Raw genomic sequence first — 24,530 nt, 5'->3', positions numbered from 1 at the left:
GCTTTGCTTTGTCAGTGCCAAACACTCCGGCAATCAAGCAATGCCGGTCAGCGGAGAGGATCATCCCATGGCAAAAGTCGCTTTTCTTGGTTTGGGTGTCATGGGTTATCCCATGGCTGGGCACCTTCAGGCTGCAGGTCATCAGGTTACCGTTTACAATCGGACCGCCTCCAAGGCCGAAGCCTGGGTGGCCCAACATGGCGGCGCAATGGCGACAACTCCCAAAGAAGCTGCGGAGGGGGCAGAATTCGTCATGTCCTGTGTTGGCAATGATGACGACCTGCGAATGGTGTGCACCGGCACGGATGGCGCCTTTGCCGGAATGTCTGAAGGCGCGACCTTTGTGGATCACACGACCGTCTCGGCCAAGGTGACGCGCGAGCTTTACGAGGCGGCCAAAGGGCAAGGGATCTCTTTTGTTGACGCGCCGATCTCCGGCGGTCAAGCCGGGGCCGAGAATGGCGTGCTTTCGATCATGTGCGGCGGCGATCAGGCGGTTTTCGACGCGGCAGAGCCGATCATGCAGGTCTATTCGAAAATCTGTCGCCGGATTGGTGACAGCGGGGCAGGTCAGATGACCAAAATGTGCAACCAGATAGCGATTGCCGGTCTGGTTCAAGGCCTCAGCGAAGCGCTGCATTTCGCAGAAAAGGCCGGACTGGACGGGCGCGCGGTGGTTGAAGTGATCAGCCAGGGTGCGGCGGGCAGCTGGCAGATGGCGAACCGGTACGAGACTATGCTCGACGACCATTTCGACCACGGCTTTGCAGTGGACTGGATGCGCAAGGATCTGGGTATCTGTCTCGACACAGCCAATGAGACGGGCGCGTCCTTGCCCGTCACCGCGCTGGTGGATCAATTTTACAAGGATGTGCAAAAACTTGGTGGTGGGCGGTGGGATACCTCGTCGCTGATCAAGCGGTTGCGGGCGTTGGATTAAAGGGGCTGTCTGCCCCCCCTTGGCCCTGTGGGCCAATTCACCCCCGAGGATATTTTTAGCCAGATGGAGAGATCCGCGTTGCGCGGCGGATAGGGATGGGAATGAAAGACATGAATGATTTCTGGGCAGATGCTCTGCGCAAGTATTGGGGCCTGGAGGCCCTTCTGACACGGCTGGACGGAGAGTATGACCTGAACTTTCTGGTCGAAGCGAAGAACGGACAGAACTATGTCCTGAAAGTCATGCGCGCGGGGTGCGAGCCAGAGTTTGTCGACCTTCAAGTCCAAGCGCTCGAACATATCGCGGCTGGGGCGCCGGGGCTGCCCTTCCCCAAGGTATTCCCCTCGCTGGATGGTGCTGTCCTGCCCGAGATCGAAGATCAGGACGGCCAACCGCGCCTGGCTTGGTTGTTGGAGCGCCTTCCGGGCCAGTGCTACGCCAAGGTCGAGCCGAAATCCGAAGACTTGATCCTGAAACTCGGACGCGTTCTTGGCGCGACCGATCGGGCTCTGACTGGGTTTGCGCATGACAGCCTGCAGCGGGACGATTTCAAATGGGACCTGGTGCAAGGCGGTTGGATTGCGGATCAACTGGACGCGGTCAGCAACCCGTCCCGCCGCGCGCTGTTGGACGAAATTGTGCAGTGTTTCACTGCGATCTCAGATGCACTGAACAGCCTGCCCACGCAAGCCATCCACAACGACGCCAATGACTACAACATCCTCGTCGAGGGCGAACTAGGCGAACGGCGTACCGTATCCGGCCTGATCGACCTGGGCGACATGTGCGCCGCGCCGCGCGTATGCGAGGTGGCCATTGCCGGGGCCTATATCGTTCTGGATCATCCGAAACCCGAACGCGCTCTGACCGCTCTGGTCCGAGGCTATCACGCCGCCAATCGATTGAGCGCAGAGGAGGTCGATCTGATCTGGCCCCTGCTGCGCATGCGGTTGGCGGTGTCCGTAGTGAACTCAACCCTGATGGCGGCAGAAAACCCCGATGATCCCTATGTGACCATCAGCCAGGCCCCGGCCTGGCGGTTCCTTGAGAACGAGGCCGTCAATGGCGGCTTGATGTCCGCCCGCTTGCGCAGCGCTTGCGGCTTGCCGGTGGTCGATGGGGCTGAGCGCATCCACGCCTACCTCTCCGAGCATCGCGGCCACTTTGCCGAGATGTTTGGCCAGGACCTGAGAAATATGCCCGTGGGCTCGCTTTCTGTTGAGAATTCCACCTGGCCGCAGAACCCGTTCCACATGCCGCTCGAAGAAGCCGCGCGGGTGGGTGAGGAATTTGGTGAGGGCCTGTGGCTGGGTTACTACAACGAACCCCGCCTGATCTATGCCGAGCCCGGGTTTCGCAAGGGGCCGTGGAAGGCCTCGGACCGGCGCACGGTGCACCTGGCGGTAGACGTCTTCGCGCCTGCTGGCACGGTCCTGCACGCCCCGATGAGCGGCCGGGTCGAAGTGGTCGAGAACCGCGACAGCCATCTCGACTATGGCGGGGTGGTGATCCTGCATCATGAAACGCCCGAGGGGGATCCGTTCTATACGCTCTACGGCCACCTGGACCCAGAGGTTTGCGATCGTTTGAAACCCGGCGATCCGGTGGCGCAGGGCGCTGCGTTCGTGCGGCTTGGGGATGCCTCGCAAAACGGCGGATGGGCCCCGCATGTGCATTTCCAGCTTGCCCTGACAACCGATGGCATGGAGGCCGACTGGCCCGGTGTCGCCGACCCGGATGAGCTGGAACTATGGAACGCGGTCTGTCCAAACCCGGCGGCCTTGCTGAATCTGGCCGATGACAAGGTTTGCTATCAGCCGACAGACAAACAGGCCGTTCTGCAAGGGCGTCACGATCATTTCGGCGGCAATCTGAGCCTGACTTACAATGACCCGGTCATGTTGGTGCGCGGCTGGAAACACCACCTGTTCGACGAATGGGGGCGCCCCTATCTGGACGCATATAACAACGTCCCACATGTGGGCCACGCACACCCACGCATTCAGGCCGTCGCGGCGGATCAGCTGAAGCGGATGAACTCGAACACCCGCTATCTACACCCGGCGCAGACCGCATTTGCCGACAAGGTGTTGTCGAAGCTGCCGGATCACTTTGAGGTCTGCTTTTTCGTCAATTCAGGCACGGAAGCCAACGAATTGGCCTTGCGTCTGGCCCGCGCCCATACCGGCGCCAAAGGGATAGTGACGCCCGATCACGGCTATCACGGAAATACCAACGCGGCCGTGGCGATCTCGGCCTATAAGTTCAACAAACCCGGCGGGATCGGTCAGGCTAATTGGGTCGAGCTGGTCGAGGTCGCGGATGACTACCGTGGCTCGTTCAAACGTGACGACGCTGACCGCGCGCAAAAATACGCAGATCTCGTGGACCCGGCGATTGCTGCTTTGCAAGAGAAAGGTCAGGGCGTGGCCGGTTTCATCGCTGAGACCTTCCCCTCGGTCGGTGGGCAGATCATTCCACCGAAAGGCTATCTACCTGCAGTGTATGAGAAAATCCGCGCAGCTGGCGGTGTCTGTATCGCGGATGAGGTCCAGACCGGGCTTGGACGGCTGGGCGAATACTATTTCGGTTTCGAACACCAAGGCGCGCTGCCCGATATCGTTGTCATGGGCAAACCGATCGGCAACGGTCATCCGCTGGGCGTGTTGGTCACAACCAAGGAAATCGCCCAAAGCTTTGACAACGGGATCGAGTTCTTCTCGACCTTCGGCGGCTCCACCCTGTCCTGCCGCATCGGGAAAGAGGTTCTGGACATTGTTGATGACGAGGGACTGCGGGACAATGCCCACGCCATGGGCGACCGTTTGATGGCGGGTCTGCGCAAGATCGAGTCCGAGTTCGGCTGCGTTGGCGACGTACGTGGGATGGGTCTGTTTCTGGGGGTTGAGCTGATCAACCCGGATGGCTCGGAAGGGACCGAGATCTGCAGCTTTGTGAAGAATCGGATGCGCGATCATCGCATCCTGATTGGCAGCGAAGGTCCGAAAGACAACATCCTGAAAATCCGCCCGCCTCTAACAATTGAGGCCGAGGATGTTGATATGATCCTTTGGGCGCTGCGGGATGTCCTGAAAGGTGTCGGCGATTACGCCCCTGCCCCGGTTTGCGACCACGACCACCATCACGCAGGTTGTGGCTGCTGCTAGTGAAAAACCCCGGCGCAACCGCCGGGGCTTCATTTGCCGATCAATGCAACACGGCCGAGGGGGTTTGATGACCCGTTGTCGGCATTGGAACGGCGGCTGTCATGCGGCGCAGGGCCATCCCCAGCTCTTCTGACAGTGAGGCAAGGGCCGGCGCAAAATCCGGGCGCACGATCAATGAGGCCATCATCATCGCGTCTTCCCGCGCGCCCTCAGATGCGGCCGCAATCATCTGGGCAAAACAATTCTCATCCGCGCCCAGACAGGCACATCCCAATCCATGACGGATCAATGGGCGGCGGCCATAGCTGGCACACAGCGAGCATAGACGATCCAAGGTCAGCATCGCGGCGCGCCCTTGATTTGCGCCAAGCGCGATGTCGAAATCACTGGCAGCGTCTGCGCGGCCTTTGGCGCCTTCGCTCCATAGGCGCAGATACATCACCGCACCTGCTTCGATTGGGGCAAGATCTGTCAGGCGGCCAACCGCTGCGCCACCCCGGGACGACGGGCTGCTCATTTCGTCAGGATCAGTTTGCCTGCACGGGTAATGCGCAGCGTATAAAGCTGATCACCCAGTTCGATATGGGCGAGATTGCCGCCTTTGGTCAGCTCTTCGGCCTTGTGCGAAGGCAGCACGGATACGGCAAAGGACTGGGTGGCGATAGGGGTCTGCGCGTTCATTTGACAACTCCGGAGTATCTCAGGCAAGGGCCTGATCTGTTCGCTTTCTCAATGACCTGGCTGACCCGAGTTCGGGGTGGCTGTCGGCTTCTGTTCTTATTCTGATAATTTTAGTAAGGATTGTCAAGCCGCGCATTTGCGCTTGCAGAAAGATGCCGTGTTGCGCCTTGTTTGCAGGCAGGTTAGGCCTGAACGCATGGGCAAAACACCGAGGTTACAATGGGCGCGGCAATTGTATTTGATCTGGACGGAACTCTAGTCGACAGCCTGGGAGACATCGTAGCAGCCGCAAACCAGACACTGAGCGATCTCGACCTGCCCCCTCTGCCGCGCGAGGTGATCGGGCGATTCGTCGGCAATGGTCTCCCCAAGCTGGTCGAGCGTATGATCCGGCACTGCGAATTGCCCTTGGACCGTCACGAAGAGCTAACGAAAGTGACGCTCGCGCATTACACGGCAGGGGCCAGCAGAACGACAGTGCCCTATCCCGGCATTCCTCAGGCGTTGGCCAGCTTGCAATCGCAGGGGCACACACTGGGCGTCTGCACCAACAAGCCCGAGGCCCCTGCCCGGCATATTCTCGACGTACTGGACCTGTCGCAATATTTCGATGCGGTTCTGGGTGGCGATAGCCTGACCAGCAGGAAACCAGACCCTCAGCACCTATTTGCAAGCTTCGACGCATTGCCAGCTCATGGGTCGCGTGTTTTCGTGGGCGACAGCGAGGTGGACGCAGAAACAGCCGAGCGCGCCAAGATCCCCTTTCTCCTGTTCACGCAAGGCTATCGAAAGTCGCCCGTGACAGAAATTCCGCACCACATTGCCTATAACAAGGCGGAGGAGATTCCGCCCCTGGTCGCGCAAATGGTGCAGATGTCTGCTCAGCTGAAATAGGCGCCAGAGCATACCCTGAAAGTTATTGAGGGGCCGGCCGAGGGGGTATGGACCAGCCCCTCATCGGGGAAACTCTGTATGGCCCTTTGGGGCTAGCTGTTGTCTCATGTTTAGCGGGACGCGACAGATGACGAAATTGGGGGATTCCCGTAGGGGAGGGTTTTTTTGCATCAACCCAGCTGTGAAACCAGCGCTTGACCTCAGGCTTGAGAGGCAATCATTCCCTAACCGAACGGTCCAGACGCACCGAATTCGGGCTTCTCCCGGGCGAACCGCATGAGACGACAACTTGGTCGGGAATAGGCCTTTGATAAGATCAAGGGTGAAAACGCCGTAGCCTACTATTCGGGCTCCGCGTAGTTCCGAGCTTTGGACATTTTGCCGATCCCCGGATTGAAGGAATTGGTCGGGTCGCAGCATTTGTAGTGGGCGGCCAGATCGGGCTTGGCCTTGTACAGATGCCCCACGTTATGTTCGGCGGGGTATTCCGCGCCTCGCGTGTCGAACAACTCCAACATTGCGGCTTTCAAAACCTTTGGGTCAGCGCCTTTTTTGACCACGTAGTCCTGATGCATCACGTGGCACATGAAATGACCGTAGTAGAGCTTGTGGACCAGTTGGCCCTCAATCTCTGGCGGAAGCGTCTCAAGCCAGTCCTGATCGTTGCGCCGCAAAGCCACATCGAGCGCAATGATGTCTTCCACCTCGTTGCCATGCAGCGCCATGTACCTGACGGCAGCCCCAGCGGCAGCAAAGCGGTGCAAACCTGCGATCTTGGCCTCGCGCGGGGTGCATTCGAAGGCATCGCCGTCACGATCTTTCAGGAATATGGGCAGCCATTCAGCAGCCTCGGCAATCCCCTCGTTCTTCATCTTCAGGATCAGATGGTGTTCGTAGCGGTCGCGAAACTCGACCATCCGTTTCGGCAAGACACGCGGCCAGACCGAGACCGCCACCTGCATGAATCTATCAGTGAAATTGCGCAGGAAGGGAATTCGGCGCAAGCGGGCATCGACTGCGCCTTTGAGCGCAAAGAACATCGGCAGCCGGTCGGTGCCCAGCTTGTCGATCATCACGACCGTATCCTTGCCGTATCTGGCAGTGATATCGAACACCTCGCGCTGCATATATTCGGCGGACACCGGCAGTGACTTGAACTCCGACAGGATATGACGGCGTAGGGCGGCCAGATCATCGGGGCTGTTTGTTCCGATATAAAAGACCTTCTCGGCCTCGTTCTTGGGGAACGTATCAAGCCGTACGGCAAAGACGGCCAGCTTGCCTGCCGAGCCAGCGGATTCGAACAATTTGGCCTTATCTGCGTTGAACCGCGCAGGTGTTTCGGCGTCGACATCGCGCACGATCTGCGCGTAGTCACTCGCCGAGGCGCGTTTGTTCGTGGCCCCGGGGTTGCGGTCGAACGTGCCTGCATCGAGATTTGCCAGGATCTCTTCCGGCGTGTCGCCCAGATCAATTCCCAGATGGTTGACCAACTCCAGCTCGCCCTTTTCGGAAATCCGCGCGTGGACGGAGAGTTCGGTGTAAACAGGGCCGCGTTCCACCAGTGACCCGCCCGAGTTGTTGCAGACCCCACCCACAATCGACGCGCCAATGCATGAGGAGCCGATTACCGAGTGCGGCTCTCGCCCCAGTGGGGCCAACAGTTTTTCCAGCGCAAACAGGGTGGCGCCGGGAAAGCTGACGATCTGCTCGCCGTCGTTCAGCGGCACCAGAGTGTCCATGCGGCGTGTGTTGATCAGCACCACGTCGCGGTCATAGCTGCCCGAGGGGGTCGACCCCTCGGTCAGGCCGGTATTGGCCGCCTGCATGATGACAATCTTATCGGCTGCAACGCAGGCCTTCAGGACCTTCCACTGCTCCAGAAGGCTGCCGGGTTGAATGACGCACAGTGCCTCGCCTTCGCCCGAGCGGAAACCGCGCCGGAACCGTTCCGTCGCGCGTTCGCCAGTCAGGACATGCCGCGCGCCAACGACAGAGCGGAAATGTTCAATCAACGCGTCATTGGTCATGGCATCCCTCGTGTCTTTATGCGGCGCGGAAACGGATATTCTCGCGGCTCAGTTGGTCGATTCTGGTCACACCCATCAGCTTCATGTCGCGCTCGATCTCGGCACGCATGAGGCCCAGCGCGCGTTCGACACCCGGCTGACCAGCGGCAGCCAGAGGATACAGGTACTGACGTCCAACACCGACCGCTTTCGCGCCGACCGAAAGCGCCTTCAGCACATGAGTACCGCGCTGAATGCCACTGTCCATGATCACGTCCAGCTTGTCGCCGACGGCATCTACGATCTCGGCCAGTTGATCGAACGGCGTGCGTGAGCCATCCAGCTGCCGCCCGCCGTGGTTGGACAGAATAATCCCGGTGCACCCGATTTCAGCCGCACGTTTGGCATCTTCGACGGTCATGATCCCCTTGAGGCAGAACTGACCATCCCAATCGCGCACCATCTGCGCGACGTCATCCCAATTCATCGACGGGTCCAGCATCTCGGTGAAATAGCCGCCGATCGAGCTGGCACCGCCACCCATATCCACGTGCTCTTCCAATTGCGGCAGGCGGAATTTTTCGTGGGTAACGTAGTTGATCCCCCACATCGGTTTGATCGCAAACTGGATCATGCCGCCCAATGTCAGGCGGAACGGGATCGAGAAACCGGTGCGCAGGTCACGCTCGCGGTTACCGCCAGTGATACTGTCGACGGTCAACATCATGACCTCGACCCCGGCCTCTTTTGCGCGCTGCATCATGGCCGCGTTCAGGCCGCGATCCTTGTGGAAATAGAACTGATAGACCTGCGGGTTCTTGTGTTTCTCGCGCAGTTCTTCAAGCGAGACAGTCCCCAGAGATGAGACACCGAACATGGTGCCATATTTCTCGGCCGCAGCGGCCACAGCGCGTTCGCCCTGATGGTGAAACAGCCGCTGCAGAGCGGTGGGCGAGCAGTAGAACGGCATGTCCAGCTTTTGCCCCATCACGGTGACGGACATGTCCACGTCCTTCACCCCGCGCAGAACCGAGGGCAGCAGATCACAGCGGTCGAAAGCGGCGGTGTTCTGGCGATAGGTCACCTCATCATCCGCGCCGCCATCGATATAGTTGAAGATCGGCCCCGGCAGGCGGCGCTTGGCAAGCTGCCGGAAGTCGTGAAAGTTGTGGCAATGCTTGAGACGCATAGCGTGATCTCCTTAGTACGCCACAGAGGGCAGCCAGGTGGCGAGTGTCGGCCAAAGGAAGACAAGCGCCAATCCGGTCAGTTGTAGCAGCACAAAGGGGATGATGCCTTTGTAGATATGCATCAGCTTGATCTCGGGCGGGCAGACACCTTTCAGGTAGAAAAGAGCGAAGCCAACCGGCGGGGTCAGGAAGCTGGTTTGAAGCGTCACCGCCACCAAGATCACAAACCAGACCAGTGCGGGTTCATCCAGCACTCCGAAGCCCGGAATGTCGATGCCCAGGCCGTTCACGATCGGTCGCATCAGGGGCAATACGATCAGGGTGATCTCGATCCAGTCCAGAACAAAGCCCAGCAGGAATACGATGAACAGGATGAACAGGACCGTGCCATTGGCACCGAAGCCGGTGGATTGGACCACGTGCTCGATCAGTTCATCGCCGCCAAGTTCCCGCAGAACATAGGAGAATACCGTCGCGCCAAGGAAGATCGCGAAGATATAGGCGGTGGTGTTGAAGGTCGAAACCAGCACGTTCCACAGTTTCGCAAAGGTCAGCTTGCGATATCCCAGCGCCAACAGCGTCGCGCCCAATGCGCCTATGCCAGAGGCCTCGGTCGGGGTGGTCAGACCTCCGAAGATCGAGCCCAGAACCGCGAGGATCAGAAGCAGCGTTGGAATGACCGCGATCAGAACGTCTTTGACAGCATCCCAGTCAGGCGCTTTTGCCCCTTCGGGCACGGGGGCCGCGTCGCGCTTCACTTGTGCGAGAATGAAGATGTAGGTCAGATATAGCCCCCCGATGATCACACCGGGAAAGACGGCGGCCATGAACAGGTCTCCGACGGACAGAGCCATCTGGTCGGCCATGATCACCAGCATGATCGAGGGCGGGATCAGGATACCCAGCGTGCCCGAGGCAGAGACCACGCCCGCCGCCAGTGTCGGCTGGTATTTCTGCTGCATCATCGACGGCAAAGACAGCACGCCCAGCAGCACAACCGAAGCACCGATAATGCCGGTCGAGGCCGCCAGTATGATCCCGATCAGGGTCACGGTGATGGCAAGACCACCCCGCACGGTGCCGAACAGGCGCTGCATCGAGGTCATTAGACGCTCGGCCACACCGGATTCGTCCAGCATCAGGCCCATGAAGATGAACATCGGCAGGGCAACCAAAACCGCGTTGGACATGGTTGCGTAGACCCGGTTCACCACGGCACCAAGAGTCAGGTAGTCGAGCCCGGTAAAGGTGCTCTCCAACCCGGTCCACAGCATGAGGTCATTGTCGAATAGATAGGCCAGACCGCAATAGGCGACACCGACACCAGCCAGCACCCAAGCCACCGGATAACCGGTGAAGAGCAGCGCGATGAAGGTCAGGAACATCGCGATGACCAGTTTTTCCTCGGTCGTTTCAACCAGGAAGGTCAGGCCCACACAGACGGCGGCAAACACAGTCAGCACCAGCAGGATACGACGCAGCGGAGCGCCCTCTCGTTCCGAAGCCGGTCCGTACATCAGTGCGTGCCCGTCATGGATCAGCCGCGCCAGAGCGGCCAGGGCCAACAGAACAAAACTGATCGGAATGACCGCCTTGAAGGCCCAACGCGCAGGCAGACCGGTGGGGCTGTCCGAGCGTTCGTTGACGCGGAAGCTTTCGTAGAAATAGTCATAGCCCTGATCAATCATTAGATAGATGAACGGGGTCAGCAGGGTCAGAATGCCGATCACCTCGATGATCCGCTGCGCCCGGCGGGACAGTTGCATATGCAGAACGTCGACGCGCACGTGGCTGTCTGTGATCAATGCATATGAGATGCCGATCATCGTAACGATGCCGTAGAAGTGCCACTGAATCTCATCCAGTTTGGGGTAGTTCTGGCTGAGCAGATAGCGCAGCGCGACCTGCGAAAAAATCGCCGCCATCAGCAGCACATTCGCCCACATGACGACATGACCGACAGCTTTGACGCTGGTATCAATGGCAACGGCGATTTTTTGACGGTCGGTATCGGGATGCTCCAGGATGCCTTCATAGGCCTCAACCGGATCTTTGGTGGTATTTGAATTGCTCATGGTCATTCCTCGCCCGGCAGCCCTGTGCAAGGGCGGTAAAAGTTTGGAAAATCCGAAGATCAGAAATCGACTGGGGCAGCAGTGTCCGCTGCCCCAGAAACGTCAGTGAGGAAGTTACTGACGTGGGAGGAAGGCGTTGGTCTTCCAGAGGTTGTAGCCGTCACGGAACTCGGTCATGTCGGCCAGTACCTTGGCAAAGAAAGCGTCATTTGCGGCCTCTTCGGCGGCGACCTCTTCCCAAGTGCTGCGGAAGGTATCCAGCATCTCGGGTGACCACTGCTTGAGGGTGACACCGTTGTTTTCAACGTTGTCGATCAGAGCCGCGTGCTGGATCGCTTCACCTTCGGCAAAGCTGTCGGCCATCGAAGCCTTACAGGCGTTTTCGATGATCGCCTTGTGCTGCTCGCTGGTTTCTGCCCAGACGTCTTTGTTGATCATCAGCTCGAAAACTGTCGCTTGCTGGTGCCAGCCCGGGAAGTAGTTGAACTTGACCAGCTTGTGGAAGCCCAGACGTGCGTCGATGGCGGGCATCGAAAACTCGGTCGCGTCGATCGCACCCTTTTCCAGCGCCGGGAAGATCTCACCACCGGGCAGCAAAGAGGTAGCAACACCCAGTTTCTGCATAACCTTGCCGCCCAGACCGAAGAAACGCATCTTCAGGCCGCTCAGGTCTTCGGGTGAGTTGATCTCGGTGGCGAACCAGCCCGAGGTCTCGGGGGCAATGACAGCGCAAGGGATCACGTGGACGTTGTAACCGGCCTGATCATACATCTCTTGGTACAGCGTCATGCCGTTGCCGTAGTAGAGCCACGCCATGTACTCGCCCGCTTCAGGGCCGAAAGGAACGGCCGAGAACAGCGGAGCGGCCGGGATTTTACCCGCCCAGTAACCAGCGGTGGTGTAGCCCGAGTTGATCTTGCCAGTCGAAACCGCGTCTAGAATTTCGAACGGTGGAACCAGTTTGCCTGGCTCATATACCTTCATCTTCAGCGTACCACCCGACATCAGGTCCAACTGCTCGGCAACGCGCGGGATTGGCGAACCAAGACCAGGCAGTTCGGTCGAGAACGCAATCGGGGTTTTCAACAGCAGCTTATCTTTAGCAACCGCAGGTGCGGCCATCAGGCTGGCGGCTACGGCAAGGCTCGTCAGGGTCTTTTTCATAATGTCTCCTCCTGGGTGGGTCGGGCATCTGCCTCAAACACAAACGCAGACCCTTGCGGGTTTGCACTAGTGGTTCACTAACTTTACCAGTGCTACTCAGTCAATAATTTTATTTACCACTGGATCTGCAGAAATGCCCCCGACTGGGCGCACTCAGTTTCGATGAATTACTGCATATTCTCGGAAATTTTTATTTGATTGAACGCGTTAAGTTGCATTTCCATGCTGGAACTGAACGCTTGAAAAACGCACCAATATGGTTACATTTATTTACCAATATATCTCACGTCGACATCTTACTTAGGTATATCCCATGAACACCAAGGCGATTTTTGAACCGGTCGGACACGAATCGCTGGCCGATGCCGTGGTGGCGCAGATCGAAGACCTCATCGCGTCGGGCATTCTGAAACAGGGGCGCAAGCTGCCGTCCGAGAGGGATCTGGCCGAGATGCTTCGGGTCTCACGGCCAAAGCTGCGCGAAGCACTGGCCGTACTGGAGGAGCGCGGGCTGGTCACCACTCAGCATGGTGAGGGGACCTTTGTCGCCGCCCTGACCGGGCAAGCGATGTTGCCGGCCCTTCTGGCGCTCTACGAACGGCACGAGCCTGCCTTTTTTGACCACCTGGAATACCGCCGAGAACAAGAAGGCTTTGCCGCCCGCCTTGCCGCCCGCAGGTCCACCAAGGCCGACAAGGAGAGGATCGCCGAAATCCTCGACGAGAATGTGCGGGCGTGGGAGGCGAACGATGCGCAAGCCTCACGCGAGGCGGATTTCGCCCTGCATGCGGCCATCGTCGACGCCAGCCAGAACGCCACTTTGATCCATATGATGGCTTCGATCTACGAACTGACCAAGCGAGGCGTTTTCTATAACCGCAGTTTCCTGAAATCGATTGACGGTTCGGGTAAACAACTGCTGGATCAGCACCTTGCCCTGGGTCAAGCGGTGATTGACGGAGACGAAAAGCGCGCCGAACAGGCCGCATTGGACCATATCGACTTTGTTGAGCGCTCCTTCCGGACGGGGATAGAACAGCAGCGCCGCGAGGTCATGGCCGAGAAACGGCGTCTTCTGTCGCGCTAGACATTTAGTACCAAAGCCGCCCGCAACGGACGGCTTTGAGCAGTGCGTTCCGCAAAACGAAGAGGTGTTCAGGCCTGTACGGCCTTCATAAACCGATCTCGGATCACTACAGGGTCCATCGTGATCGGCGGCATCTTGGCGTTGCCGCTTTCGCATTTGCTGACGATGATGGTCATCTGCCGGGCGTCCAGCGCCTCCTGCAACACGCGACCTGTATCTTCGGCGGCGCATTCAATCACGCGCTCACATCCTGCCGCAGCCGCCATTTTCGCCAATGACGTCTTCAACCCGGCATAGGTAGGCTGATCCCCGGTGGACCCGTATGAGCCATTGTCGACGATCAGCAGGATGTAATTGTCAGCCACGTTGTTCGCGATGGTTGGTAGCGTTCCCAGATTGGTCAGAACGGAGCCGTCCCCATCGATCACGATCACCGGCTTGGGCTGGGACAGGGCCAACCCCAGACCTATGGATGAAGCCAACCCCATCGTGCCCAGCATGTAGAAATTCGTTGGCTGGTCATCAATCGCGTGCAGCTCTTGGCTGGGAATGCCGATGTTGCAAACCACCAGTTGATCCCGCAGGATCGGAGCGATTTCTTTCAGGATTTCAGAACGGATCATTGGTCGCCATAGCCTCCCCAGAAGTTGGCGTCGGTCAGAATGGCAACCGGCTTGTTGCACATGAACGTGTATTTCAGGATCGCATCCAACTCGGCCACATCCGCCTGATGGTGAAAATGGTACGTCGGGATATTGAGCTGCGCCAACAACGCCTTGGTGTGAACAGCCATCTCGACCTGGCAGGCAATCGGCTCGCGCAGCTCACCCCGGTACGAGATCAGCATCGGCAGTGGCATCCGATAATACTGGATCAGGGTCGCCAATGTGTTGATCGTCACCCCGATCGCTGTGTTCTGCATGATAATGGCCGGGCGCTTACCACCCATCCATGCCCCCGCGCACAGGCCCATCCCCTCGTCCTCTTTGTTCGAAGGGATGTGATAGATGCCTTCGCGCTGGTCGATCTCATCAATGACACCGGCCAATTGCTTGCAGGGGACGGTGGTCACGAACGAAATGTCGTTCGCCACCAGGTCGTCAGTGATCTTCTTGTCTATATTCATCTTCAGGCTGTCAGTCCTATTGTTGTCGCCCAAGGGCGTGATTGACGGTTATCACCTGCGGTACACATGCACCGCGCATGGGGCATGACGCACAACGCGCGACGCGGTGGAGCCCAAGAAATAGTCACTGAGATCGGGCTTGTGGGACCCGATGACGATGCAATCGACACCGTTCTCCGCCGCATAATCTATGATCGTGCGCGCCGTGTGACCCTTCACGAGTTCGGAACTTACCCCTTCCAGCCCTTCGACTTTGCGCGACAGTTCCAGTCGGGCGCGGCGATATCCTTCTGCCACCAGATCCTTGTCCAGAAACGCACTGACCGAGCCCTGAGGCATTTCATAAACGTGCAGCGCGATTATCTCTCCGCCGCCCTGAGACAAGGCACGCGCTACTTCCAGAGTGTGTTGCGAGATATCGTGATCCAGCGCCATTGGAACGAGAACTTTCTTGTACATGTCAAACTCCTTTCGACCCGGTCGGCCCTATCAGGCCAAGGATAGTACCCAGTGCGGCATCAAGGCCAGCGAACAGTTTGGCAGGTGGTGTTTGGACCGATCATCCCTCGGCACGCAGATCGAATTCTTCATCCGGGAAATACTTGGCGAGGCGCACATCGGCCGCCCGCGCATGCCCCTCCATCCCTTCTACACGCGAAATCCGGGCGGTCGCCAGGGCAATGGGTTTCGAGCCCTCTCGAGTCGCCCGCTGCCATGTCACGATCTTCATGTATTTGTGGACGCTTAGCCCGCCCGTGTAGCTGGCCGCCCCCGATGTCGGGAGTACGTGGTTGGTTCCCGTCGCCTTGTCCCCGTAAGATACCGTGGTCTCTTCCCCCAAAAACAAAGAGCCATAGCAGGTCAGGCGATTCAGCCACCATTCCAGATCCTCGGCCTGGACTGTCAGGTGTTCCGGCGCGTAGTCATCGGAACAAGCGGCCATCTCTTCGCGATCCGAACATACGATGACTTCGGCATAGTCACGCCACGCAGCAGCCGCGTTCTCTCGGTTCAGGTCAGGAAGATCTGCAATCAACTCGGGCACCAGTGCCATAACCCTCTGCGCAAGCGCCCGGTCATCTGTCACCAGCCAGACAGGAGAGTTATACCCGTGCTCCGCCTGGCTGACGAGATCGGTGGCCACAACAAGCGGGTCCGCACTGCTATCGGCGAGGACCAGACTGTCGGTTGGTCCGGCGATCATGTCGATGCCAACCTCACCGTAGAGGATGCGCTTGGCCTCGGCCACGAACTGGTTCCCCGGCCCCACAAGGATGTTCGCGCGCGGCAGGCCGAACAAGCCGTATCGCATCGCGGCGACACCCTGCACCCCTCCCATCGCCAGAATTCTGTCGGCCCCACAGATATGAGCCGCATAGACTACTGCAGGCGCAACGCCCTCATCCGGTTTCGGAGGAGAACACGCGATGATGTGGCGGCATCCGGCGACCTTGGCGGTTGTCACGGTCATGATTGCACTGGCGATATGGCTATACCGGCCGCCGGGCACATAGCAGCCCGCCGCATCCACAGGGATCGCCTTTTGACCAGCGATCACGCCGGGCACGATCTCGGTCTGTACGTCGGTCATCGTGGCCTTCTGCGCCTCGGCAAAATGGCGGACGTTGTTATGGGCGAAACGGATATCCGCCTTAAGCTTTTCAGGCACAAGCGAAATTGCGGCGTCGATCTCGTCCTGCGTCATCAGAACGTTGCCGTCGAACCTGTCGAACTTGGCCGCATATTCCAGCGCCTTCGCGTCGCCGCCGGCTTCAATCTCGGCCAGGATGGTCTTGACCGTATCGTGAACCTCGGGCGCATCAGATTGCGCCGTCAGCATCGCCTTTTTGAGATAGTCGCGCGCCATAGTCCGCCCCTGCTCCCGGTTCCTGCGCAGCCATTCTGTCAGAGGCGAAATCGCCTTTGCAAGCGTTTGTGGAGCCGCAAACGAAACTCTTTGCGATCTTCTAACCTCATTTAAGAAAAGATAAATTTTGGGATTGGGAAAGCTGAAACTCGGTCTTGTAAGAGGACCTCTGCGCCGTTGTTGCCAATGGATTCGGCGGCCCGCTCGTCCCTATTCAAGGCGTGAGGCAAGCGGTTGAACGAGGCGATTCGCAGATGCAATCGGGCAAAAGAAAACGCCCCTGACACAGGTCAGAGGCGTTTCCAAAAACACTTTCAGAGGGCGGTTAGCCGCGCTCTTCGATGATCTCAACCAGATGCGGGATCTTGTTGACCATGCCGCGGACCGAAGGCGTATCCTCCAGCTCACGGGTGCGGTGCATCTTGTTCAGGCCCAGACCGATCAGGGTTGCGCGCTGTTCGGCGGGGCGACGGATCGGAGAACCGATCTGCTTGACGACGATGGTTTTTGCCATTGCTCGCTACTCCTTACGCTTCGGCTTCAGCCGGTGCTTCGTCCCGCTTGGGCAGGATGTCGGCAACTTTTTTACCACGACGTGCGGCGACCGAACGCGGGCTCTGCTCTTTCTGCAGGCCGTTGATGGTGGCGCGGATCATGTTGTACGGGTTCTGCGAGCCCAGCGACTTGGACACAACGTCCTTGACGCCCAGCATTTCGAACACAGCACGCATCGGACCACCGGCGATGATACCAGTACCTTCAGGTGCGGTGCGCATAACCACTTTACCAGCGCCGTGACGGCCCTCGATGTCGTGGTGCAGAGTACGACCTTCGCGCAGTTGCACGCGGATCATCTGACGCTTGGCTTGCTCAGTCGCCTTACGGATGGCTTCAGGTACTTCTTTCGCTTTACCTTTACCAAAGCCGACGCGGCCTTTCTGATCGCCGACAACCACCAGAGCGGCGAAGCCAAAGCGCTTACCACCTTTTACGGTTTTCGACACGCGGTTGATTGCGACCAGGCGATCTGCAAATTCCGGTGCTTCTTCACGGTCGCGGCCACGGCCCCGACGGTTTTCACGTTCTGCCATTTGGCATCCCTCTTCTCATGTGGCGCATACGGCGCCGTTTGCTTCAATCCAAGTGAGCCGCGACTGTTGCCGAGGCCCCCGGATCATCGGGGCAGCCGCAAAGCTGCCCGCAAGTCTTAGATCTTCAGACCACCTTCACGCGCGGCGTCGGCAACTGCCTTCACCTTGCCGTGGAACAGGAAGCCACCACGATCGAAATAGGCCTCTTCGACGCCTGCCTTCTTGGCACGCTCGGCGATGGCCGCGCCCACTTTGGTGGCCGCTTCGACGTTGTTCTTGCCAACAACACCCAGATCTTTTTCCAGGGTCGAGGCCGATGCCAGGGTCACGCCGCGAACGTCGTCGATCAGCTGAACGCTGATGTTCTTGTTCGAACGGTGAACCGACAGGCGTACACGGCCGGCGTTGACTTTGCGAAGTTTGTTCCGAACGCGCAGGCGGCGCTTCAGAAACAGGGTTCTTTTGCTGTTTGCCATTGTTTGCGTCCTTACTTCTTCTTGCCTTCCTTGCGGAAGATGAACTCGCCCTTGTAGCGGATGCCCTTGCCTTTGTACGGCTCGGGACGGCGCCATTCGCGGATTTTGGCCGCGACTTCGCCCACCTGCTGCTGGTCGATACCTTCCACAACGATTTCGGTCTGCTTCGGCGCGGTGATGGTGACACCTTCCGGAGCAGTGAAATCAACATCGTGGCTGTAACCCAGGTTCAGCTTCAGGGTGTTGCCCTGCATCTGAGCCCGGTAACCAACACCCTGGATCTCCAGCTCTTTTTTGAAGCCTTCGGTCACACCGGTTACCAGGTTGGCAACCATGGTGCGGCTCATGCCCCACTGCTGGCGGGCACGCTTGGACATGCCACGGGGGTCGATCTTGACCACGTTGTCTTCAACCGACAGCGTCACGTCGTCGGTGGCGGTGAAGCTGCGGGTGCCTTTCGGACCTTTAACTTCGATGGTCTGGCCAGACACAGAGGCGGTAACGCCGCTGGGCAGCTCGACCGGTTTTTTACCAATACGAGACATTGCAGACCTCCTTAGAAGACGGTGCAGAGCACTTCGCCGCCAACATTGTTGGAGCGAGCGTTTGCGTCCGACATCACACCTTTCGGAGTGCTGACAATCGACACGCCCAGACCCTGACGGACCTGCGGGATGTCATTGACGCCCATGTAGACGCGACGACCGGGTTTCGAAACCCGCTTCAGCTCGCGAATAACAGGGGTGCCTTCGTAGTACTTCAGGCTGATTTCGATGGCCGGATGACCGTTTGCACCGGTCGTCTTTTCATAGCCACGGATGTAGCCTTCGTCCGCCAGCACGTCCAGAACCCAACCGCGCAGCTTGGAAGCCGGGGTGGAAACGGTGGACTTGCCGCGCATTTGCGCGTTGCGGATACGGGTGAGCATATCGCCGATAGGATCATTCATATCTATGTCTCCCTTACCAGCTCGATTTCACCATGCCGGGGATCTGACCAGCAGAACCCAGCTCGCGCAGCGCGATACGGCTGACCTTCAGCTTACGGTAGTAAGCGTGGGGACGACCGGTCAGCTGACAACGGTTGTGCAGACGGGTAGCCGAGCTGTTGCGCGGCAGTTTCGCCAGTTTCAGACGCGCTTTGAAACGCTCTTCCATCGGGCGGCTCTCGTCATTCGCGATTTCTTTCAGCTCGGCACGCTTTGCGGCATATTTGGCCACCAGGCGTTCGCGCTTCTTTTCGCGTTCGATCATTGCTTTTTTAGCCATGTCTCAATCCTCCCGGCGCTTACGCGTTGAACGGCATGTTGAATGCTTTCAACAGGCTCTTCGCTTCAGCGTCGGTTTTCGCTGTGGTGGCAATTACAATATCCAGGCCCCAGACCTCGTCGACCTTGTCGAAGTCGATTTCCGGGAACACGATGTGCTCTTTCATGCCCATGGCAAAGTTGCCCTGACCATCGAAAGAAGGCTTAACACCGCGGAAGTCACGAACGCGCGGCAGCGCGATGGTGATCAGGCGATCCAGGAATTCGTACATCCGGTCACCGCGCAGGGTCACTTTCGCGCCCAGCGGCATGTCTTCACGGACGCGGAAACCCGCGATCGACTTCTTCGCCTTGGTTGCAACGGCCTTTTGACCAGCAATCGCAGTCAGATCTTCGACAGCAGCTTTCGCTTTCTTCGAGTCTTTGACCGCCTCAGCACCACAACCGATGTTCAGAACGATTTTGTCCAGCTTGGGCAGCTGCATGTCGTTCTTGTAGCCGAACTCTTCTTTCAGAACGGCACGGATTGTTTCAACGTACTGAGCTTTCAGACGCGGGGTGTAGGTTGCGGTATCAAGCATCGATCACGTCCCCTGTGGTCTTGGCGAAGCGCACCTTCTTGTCGCCTTCCATGCGGAAGCCAACGCGGGTTGCTTTGCCGTTCTTGTCCAGCAGCGCCAGGTTCGACAGCTCGATCGGGTTTGCCTGAGGCAGGCGACCACCTTGCGAGGTTTGCGACTGACGTGTGTGACGGATGGCAATGTTGATGCCTTCGACAACAGCTTTACCGGCTTTCGGGTCAACCGAGGAAATGGTTCCCTCTTTGCCCTTGTCCTTGCCGGCCAGCACGACGACCTTGTCGCCTTTGCGGAGTTTAGCAGCCATGATTACAGCACCTCCGGAGCCAGCGAGATGATTTTCATGAAGTTCTTGCCGCGCAGTTCACGAACAACGGGGCCAAAGATACGTGTACCGACTGGCTCGTTGTTGTTGTTCAGGATGACGGCGGCGTTGCGATCGAAACGGATCGCGGTGCCGTCTTCGCGACGGACTTCCTTAGCGGTGCGTACGACGACGGCCTTACGGACGTCACCTTTCTTTACGCGGCCGCGCGGGATGGCTTCCTTCACCGAGACGACAATGATGTCGCCAACGGAGGCGTATTTACGCTTGGAACCACCCAGGACCTTGATGCACTGAACTCGGCGTGCGCCGGAGTTGTCAGCGACATCCAGATTGGTCTGCATCTGGATCATGTGGTTTCTCCCGACCTGTGGGGGCTGGTCTCGTTAGATCCCCCAGGGTTTCGACAAATGGGAAAATCCCGGAGGCTTACGCTTCCAGAACTTCCCAACGTTTCGTCTTCGATTTCGGCGCGCATTCGATGATGCGGACTGTGTCGCCGACCTTGAAGGCGTTCTTTTCGTCATGAGCCCGGTATTTCTTGGACTTACGAACGGTTTTGTGCAGCAGCGGGTGTTTGAAACGACGCTCAACCGAAACGGTTACGGTTTGCTCGTTGGCGTCGCTGGTTACCACGCCGGACAGGATACGCTTGGGCATAGGATTACTCCTCCGATGCCGCAACAGCGGCCTTTTCGTTCAGAATGGTTTTGACGCGGGCAGCGTTGCGGCGAGCCGCTTTGATGCCAGCAGTATTTTCCAGCTGACCGGTTGCCTGTTGAAAGCGCAGGTTAAAGCTTTCTTTCTTCAGGTTGGCCAGTTCCTCGCGGAGCTGGTCCGGGGTCTTGTCACGCAGTTCTTGGGCGTTCATCGCCTTTTTCCTTTGCTCAAAACACCAGAAGGCCCCTGAAAGGGTCACCTTGGACCTGGTGGATGAATGATAGACATGCGAATCCCCCGACTCGGCCGGGGGACTTGCAGGATGCCGCCGTATAAGGGTTTAAGCGGTGGGTGGCAAGAGGAAGTTGAAACGCACCCGCAAGACATAGAAACAAGACTAGTTCAAAGTCTGCTTACAAGCTTCCATCGCCTAGAAGACAACATAAAGTGTCGCGCCCAAAGTCGCGGCCAAAACCATTAGTTCAAGCACCGTTTTATTGGCCAACCCGCGAAATCCAAAAATCTCCAAAATAGTTTCGCGTATATCCCAATCTGTTCGATAGAATGTCAGAAAAGTAAGCAATGCAACTCCCCCCAAAGAACAGGGATCGAAGCTTCCACAGCGCATTTTACGCAAGGATTAATCCCACTTGTAGTTAAAGCTAACACTAATCCGCTCTTCTTCCGACATGTTCATCGGCACCTCGTGGCGCAGCCAACTCTCCCAGAGTAGCACATCCCCCACTTGAGGCTGAACATAAATGAAAGGTTGCAAGTCCCTTCGCCCAAATTTTAGGCGCGTCGGCGCGGCCATCATGCGGCCTGAACGCGGATCCTCCAGCTTCAACGCGCTCGCCCCTTCGGGCATGGCAACGTACGTCGTGCCCGAAATCACGCTGTGCGGGTGCAAATGGCTGGAGTGCATGCCGCCCTCCGGCAGGATATTGATCCATAGGTCTTCAAGCTTAAGCTCCCCCTCGCCCAGATCGAACTCCAGATCCTTGGCAAAGGCCGCGACGTGCTGATCCAGCGCCTTTACCAGATCGTTAAAGATCGGGAAGCGCCAGGGCAAATCGGTCAGCGAGGCGTAGCTGGTGTAGCCGGGATAGCCATTCTCTTCACACCATTCCTGCCCGGCCTCATCATCCTCGGCAATAACAAGGCAGGAGTTTTCCAGCTCGCCAGCGTCGATCTTGGGATCGAACTCGGACAAAGCTGCGCGATAGAGACGGGTAACGAAGAGTGATTCAATCTGTGCCATGCCCCGGCTATATCCCAGCGGAAGCACAAGGGCGAGAGCAGCCGCCTCAGAAAAGCGGCTGCTCGGGTGCGGCCTATCGTTTGGCGCTTTAGTAGAAGTAGCGCAGCCAGAGATAGACGTTGGCGATCATCAGGGTCAGGATCATGATTGGGAACGCCATGAGCGCGAATTTGACAAAGCCAATCGGCTGCTTGGCCTTTTCGGCAAAGGCAGCAACCGTCAGGTTGGCGCTTGCGCCCAGCAAGGTCCCGTTGCCGCCCAGACAGGCGCCCAGAGCCAGCGACCACCACAGAGGCTCGATCGCATCGGGCCCGCCGAACGTGTCAGCGGTGGACTCGATCAGAGGGATCATCGTGGCCACAAAGGGGATATTGTCCAGAATGGCCGACAAGATGCCCGAAGCCCAGAAGATGAAGAACGCAGTCCACATCATGTCGCCCTCGGTCAACTCCAGCACTTTCTCACCGAAGAATTCGAGCAGGCCGACATGCTCGACACCTGCAACGATGACGAACAAACCGCCGAAGAAGAAGATGGTGATCCACTCAACCTCGCCAAAGATGTGGTGAACGGATTCGGACTGTTCTTCTCCGTGCTGGTGCCCATAGGCCAACAGCATCAACAGCGCGGCGCCAGCCAGCGCCGAGGTGCCCGGCTGGATGCCGTAGCCATGGCCAAGCGTGAAGCCAAGAAGGGTCAGCGCCAGAACCGACAGGGATTTGATCATCAGGCCGACATCGGTGATCGCTTCATTTTCGTTGAAACGCATGATCTTTTCGCAGGCCGATTTCGGAATGGCGGCCAGCGTGCGGCGGTTCATCAAATAAATGATACCGGTCAGCACCACCAGACAGATGGCCGAGATCGGCGCAAGATTGACCACGAAGTCGTTGAAGCTGAGGCCCGCAGCCGAGCCGATGATGATGTTCGGCGGGTCACCAATCAGAGTGGCCGTACCGCCCACATTCGAAGCCAGAATCTCGGCAAAGAAGAACGGGTAAACACGCGTCTCGAGCGCGTCCGTGATCAGCAAGGTGATTGGTGCGATCAACAGAACGGTAGTCACGTTGTCGAGCAGAGCCGAGAACACCGCCGTGATCAGCGTCAGCATGATCAAAATGCCGGTCGGATTGGCCTTGACCACCTTTGCGGCCTTGATGGCGACGAATTGGAACAACCCGCACTTACTGGTGATCCCGACGATCACCATCATGCCGATCAGCAGCGCCAATGTGTTGGCATCAACGCCCGCGACAGCCTGTTCCTGGTTGATGATGCCGAACAGCACCATCAGCGATGCCCCCAGCATGGCCAGAATGGCGCGGTTTACTTTTTCGGTCACCAGGACGGCATAAACTGCAATCAGGATACCGGTGGCGACCCACAGAGGGTCAATCCCCAACAGCTGAGGAACGGAGAACGCGTGTTCTCCATGCGAAACGGAATGGTCGGTCAATGGTCTGATCCGGTCTTTAGGGGTTAGCTCAGCGCGTGATCAATCAACGAGTTCGGGCTGACAGAGCCGACAAAGCGATTGGTCTCGGGTTCCACGAGGAAAACGTGGCGTTTGAATTTGTGGATCAGGAAAATGCCTTCCATCACCGGCGTGTCGGGTGCGAGAACCGGGATGTTGGCCGGGTTCGACATGTGATCTCCGACTCGCTCTTCGTGCAGGCGCTTGATCTGTTCGCTAATGTCTTCCTTGGTCAAATCCATAAAGCTGAGATGGCTGATCGCAACGCGCGAAGTCTCATCGCTGACACCAATACGGGCCGCACGCGGCAGGATCATCTTGATCAACGTGGGCGCGGTGAAAACGCCTTGGAAGCTCCCGTCATCCCCCACCACCGGCAAGAACCGGGCGCGGCTGTCGCGGATGATCTCAAACGCCTTGGCGACTGTATCATCGGGGTGGATTGTCTTCTGTTTTTCAGGGGGGACCATGACGTCCCGGCAAGTAAGGCCCATACGTGTCCTCGGTCTTTCAGCGGGGTTTCAGAGCCAAGGCACAGTTCGTGCTCAAGCCGTATCGGAGTAAGATCGACCCAAGCTCTGATTGAGAAGGTTTTGCGAGCGCTTCTTTTCACCAGATGAGAGAATATGCCACCCCTGAGCCCCATCTTTTTTGCAATGCCGGTATTGAATCTCGGAATTTGGCGCCTAGCGGGTTTGCGAGAGGCCACAAGCGAAAAAGCCCCCACCGATTTCTCGGCGGGGGGCAATTCTGTTCGGGTTTCCCCGGACTGTTTACCAGTCTTCGCGAACCACGACGCGAGTCTTGATCGGCAGCTTCATCGCGGCCAGGCGCAGGGCCTCACGGGCGATGTCGTCATTGACGCCGTCGATCTCGAACATCACGCGGCCAGGCTTGACTTTGCATGCCCAGCGGTCGACCGAACCTTTACCTTTACCCATACGAACTTCGATCGGCTTTGCCGTGACCGGAGTGTCGGGGAAGATGCGGATCCATACACGACCCTGACGCTTCATGTGACGCGTCATGGCACGACGTGCAGCTTCGATCTGGCGTGCAGTCACACGCTCAGGCTCAAGAGCTTTCAGGCCGTAGGTGCCAAAGTTCAGATCAGAGCCGCCTTTGGCGAGACCCTTGATCCGGCCTTTGTGCATCTTGCGGAATTTAGTACGCTTTGGTTGAAGCATATCTTTCCCTC

The 24,530-nt window shown here is 58.1% G+C and carries 28 protein-coding genes and 1 pseudogene; 4 read left to right on the top strand and 25 right to left on the bottom strand.

Annotated elements, in window-relative coordinates:
• Position 1: 1 nt before the first annotated feature.
• Positions 2–940, top strand: a pseudogene (locus tag ACR0B5_RS18260) (NAD(P)-dependent oxidoreductase); the annotation flags it as partial.
• Between the two features lie 101 nt (positions 941–1,041).
• Positions 1,042–4,107, top strand: a complete 3,066-nt coding sequence (locus ACR0B5_RS18255) for an aminotransferase class III-fold pyridoxal phosphate-dependent enzyme (RefSeq protein ID WP_480542356.1) — start codon at positions 1,042–1,044, stop codon at positions 4,105–4,107.
• Between the two features lie 40 nt (positions 4,108–4,147).
• Here the strand turns inward: ACR0B5_RS18255 and ACR0B5_RS18250 are convergent, their stop codons facing one another.
• Positions 4,148–4,624, bottom strand: a complete 477-nt coding sequence (locus ACR0B5_RS18250) for a hypothetical protein (protein WP_170718420.1) — start codon at positions 4,622–4,624, stop codon at positions 4,148–4,150.
• Positions 4,621–4,788, bottom strand: a complete 168-nt coding sequence (gene hemP, locus ACR0B5_RS18245; RefSeq protein WP_170468565.1) for a hemin uptake protein HemP — start codon at positions 4,786–4,788, stop codon at positions 4,621–4,623. Before hemP ends, ACR0B5_RS18250 begins: the two co-directional genes overlap by 4 nt.
• 219 nt (positions 4,789–5,007) lie before the next feature.
• Between hemP and gph the strand changes: the two genes are divergently transcribed.
• Complete coding sequence (gph, locus tag ACR0B5_RS18240; protein ID WP_480542354.1) at positions 5,008–5,682, top strand: phosphoglycolate phosphatase; 675 nt, start codon at positions 5,008–5,010, stop codon at positions 5,680–5,682.
• 341 nt (positions 5,683–6,023) lie between these two features.
• On the opposite strand, the gene dld is transcribed toward gph, so the two are convergent.
• The 4 genes from dld to ACR0B5_RS18220 form a co-directional block, all read right to left on the bottom strand.
• On the bottom strand, positions 6,024–7,712 hold the full coding sequence (gene dld / locus ACR0B5_RS18235; RefSeq protein WP_480542352.1) for a D-lactate dehydrogenase: 1,689 nt from the start codon (positions 7,710–7,712) through the stop codon (positions 6,024–6,026).
• A gap of 16 nt (positions 7,713–7,728) precedes the next feature.
• Positions 7,729–8,880, bottom strand: coding sequence for an alpha-hydroxy acid oxidase (locus ACR0B5_RS18230; protein ID WP_480542350.1), 1,152 nt, complete (start codon positions 8,878–8,880; stop codon positions 7,729–7,731).
• Positions 8,881–8,892: 12 nt separating this feature from the next.
• Positions 8,893–10,956, bottom strand: coding sequence for a TRAP transporter large permease subunit (locus ACR0B5_RS18225; RefSeq protein WP_170662751.1), 2,064 nt, complete (start codon positions 10,954–10,956; stop codon positions 8,893–8,895).
• Between the two features lie 114 nt (positions 10,957–11,070).
• Positions 11,071–12,120 carry a TRAP transporter substrate-binding protein gene (locus ACR0B5_RS18220; RefSeq protein ID WP_170380531.1) on the bottom strand — a complete coding sequence of 350 codons (1,050 nt, stop codon included), beginning with the start codon at positions 12,118–12,120 and terminating at the stop codon, positions 11,071–11,073.
• Between the two features lie 313 nt (positions 12,121–12,433).
• Between ACR0B5_RS18220 and ACR0B5_RS18215 the strand changes: the two genes are divergently transcribed.
• Positions 12,434–13,207, top strand: coding sequence for a FadR/GntR family transcriptional regulator (locus ACR0B5_RS18215; RefSeq protein ID WP_170468578.1), 774 nt, complete (start codon positions 12,434–12,436; stop codon positions 13,205–13,207).
• 68 nt (positions 13,208–13,275) lie between these two features.
• On the opposite strand, the gene comE is transcribed toward ACR0B5_RS18215, so the two are convergent.
• From comE to rplP, 19 genes are all read right to left on the bottom strand, one after another.
• Positions 13,276–13,830: a sulfopyruvate decarboxylase subunit beta gene (gene comE, locus ACR0B5_RS18210; RefSeq protein WP_170494501.1), complete on the bottom strand. Its 555-nt coding sequence runs from the start codon at positions 13,828–13,830 to the stop codon at positions 13,276–13,278.
• Entirely contained in the window at positions 13,827–14,333 is a 507-nt protein-coding gene (locus ACR0B5_RS18205; protein ID WP_170468582.1) for a sulfopyruvate decarboxylase subunit alpha, read from the bottom strand. Before ACR0B5_RS18205 ends, comE begins: the two co-directional genes overlap by 4 nt.
• Before the next feature lie 51 nt (positions 14,334–14,384).
• Positions 14,385–14,792 (bottom strand): universal stress protein, encoded by a 408-nt coding sequence (locus ACR0B5_RS18200; protein WP_170380527.1) that lies wholly within the window; start codon positions 14,790–14,792, stop codon positions 14,385–14,387.
• Positions 14,793–14,892: 100 nt separating this feature from the next.
• On the bottom strand, positions 14,893–16,200 hold the full coding sequence (hisD, locus tag ACR0B5_RS18195) for a histidinol dehydrogenase (protein WP_480542347.1): 1,308 nt from the start codon (positions 16,198–16,200) through the stop codon (positions 14,893–14,895).
• 325 nt (positions 16,201–16,525) lie between these two features.
• A complete protein-coding gene (gene rpmD / locus ACR0B5_RS18190) occupies positions 16,526–16,714 on the bottom strand; it encodes a 50S ribosomal protein L30 (protein ID WP_074736195.1) in 189 nt (62 codons plus the stop codon).
• A gap of 13 nt (positions 16,715–16,727) precedes the next feature.
• Complete coding sequence (rpsE, locus tag ACR0B5_RS18185; RefSeq protein ID WP_170356677.1) at positions 16,728–17,291, bottom strand: 30S ribosomal protein S5; 564 nt, start codon at positions 17,289–17,291, stop codon at positions 16,728–16,730.
• A gap of 116 nt (positions 17,292–17,407) precedes the next feature.
• A complete protein-coding gene (gene rplR, locus ACR0B5_RS18180; RefSeq protein ID WP_039523386.1) occupies positions 17,408–17,767 on the bottom strand; it encodes a 50S ribosomal protein L18 in 360 nt (119 codons plus the stop codon).
• A gap of 11 nt (positions 17,768–17,778) precedes the next feature.
• Positions 17,779–18,312: a 50S ribosomal protein L6 gene (rplF, locus tag ACR0B5_RS18175; protein ID WP_170373361.1), complete on the bottom strand. Its 534-nt coding sequence runs from the start codon at positions 18,310–18,312 to the stop codon at positions 17,779–17,781.
• Between the two features lie 11 nt (positions 18,313–18,323).
• Entirely contained in the window at positions 18,324–18,716 is a 393-nt protein-coding gene (gene rpsH / locus ACR0B5_RS18170; RefSeq protein WP_170373360.1) for a 30S ribosomal protein S8, read from the bottom strand.
• A 13-nt stretch (positions 18,717–18,729) separates the two neighbouring features.
• Positions 18,730–19,035 carry a 30S ribosomal protein S14 gene (gene rpsN / locus ACR0B5_RS18165; RefSeq protein WP_068340744.1) on the bottom strand — a complete coding sequence of 102 codons (306 nt, stop codon included), beginning with the start codon at positions 19,033–19,035 and terminating at the stop codon, positions 18,730–18,732.
• 19 nt (positions 19,036–19,054) lie between these two features.
• Entirely contained in the window at positions 19,055–19,615 is a 561-nt protein-coding gene (gene rplE, locus ACR0B5_RS18160; protein WP_480542345.1) for a 50S ribosomal protein L5, read from the bottom strand.
• Positions 19,608–19,919, bottom strand: a complete 312-nt coding sequence (gene rplX / locus ACR0B5_RS18155; protein ID WP_068340764.1) for a 50S ribosomal protein L24 — start codon at positions 19,917–19,919, stop codon at positions 19,608–19,610. The genes rplE and rplX overlap by 8 nt, the downstream gene beginning before the upstream one ends.
• 2 nt (positions 19,920–19,921) lie before the next feature.
• Positions 19,922–20,290: a 50S ribosomal protein L14 gene (gene rplN / locus ACR0B5_RS18150; RefSeq protein ID WP_008757934.1), complete on the bottom strand. Its 369-nt coding sequence runs from the start codon at positions 20,288–20,290 to the stop codon at positions 19,922–19,924.
• A 76-nt stretch (positions 20,291–20,366) separates the two neighbouring features.
• The gene (gene rpsQ / locus ACR0B5_RS18145; protein WP_152459158.1) at positions 20,367–20,597 is read right to left on the bottom strand and encodes a 30S ribosomal protein S17; all 231 of its coding nucleotides are present in this window, start codon (positions 20,595–20,597) and stop codon (positions 20,367–20,369) included.
• Positions 20,598–20,601: 4 nt separating this feature from the next.
• Positions 20,602–20,808 carry a 50S ribosomal protein L29 gene (gene rpmC, locus ACR0B5_RS18140; protein WP_480542343.1) on the bottom strand — a complete coding sequence of 69 codons (207 nt, stop codon included), beginning with the start codon at positions 20,806–20,808 and terminating at the stop codon, positions 20,602–20,604.
• Positions 20,809–21,237: 429 nt separating this feature from the next.
• Complete coding sequence (locus ACR0B5_RS18135) at positions 21,238–21,858, bottom strand: 2OG-Fe(II) oxygenase family protein (protein WP_480542341.1); 621 nt, start codon at positions 21,856–21,858, stop codon at positions 21,238–21,240.
• Positions 21,859–21,946: 88 nt separating this feature from the next.
• The gene (locus ACR0B5_RS18130) at positions 21,947–23,314 is read right to left on the bottom strand and encodes an ArsB/NhaD family transporter (protein WP_170380523.1); all 1,368 of its coding nucleotides are present in this window, start codon (positions 23,312–23,314) and stop codon (positions 21,947–21,949) included.
• A 23-nt stretch (positions 23,315–23,337) separates the two neighbouring features.
• The gene (locus tag ACR0B5_RS18125; protein ID WP_170380522.1) at positions 23,338–23,802 is read right to left on the bottom strand and encodes a CBS domain-containing protein; all 465 of its coding nucleotides are present in this window, start codon (positions 23,800–23,802) and stop codon (positions 23,338–23,340) included.
• Positions 23,803–24,105: 303 nt separating this feature from the next.
• On the bottom strand, positions 24,106–24,519 hold the full coding sequence (rplP, locus tag ACR0B5_RS18120) for a 50S ribosomal protein L16 (RefSeq protein ID WP_058283513.1): 414 nt from the start codon (positions 24,517–24,519) through the stop codon (positions 24,106–24,108).
• Between the last annotated feature and the right edge of the window lie 11 nt (positions 24,520–24,530).

The organism is Ruegeria sp. AG1, assembly GCF_056541705.1.
The sequence above is the reverse complement of the archived record's forward strand: the minus strand, read 5'-3'. Positions and strand labels throughout refer to the sequence as shown.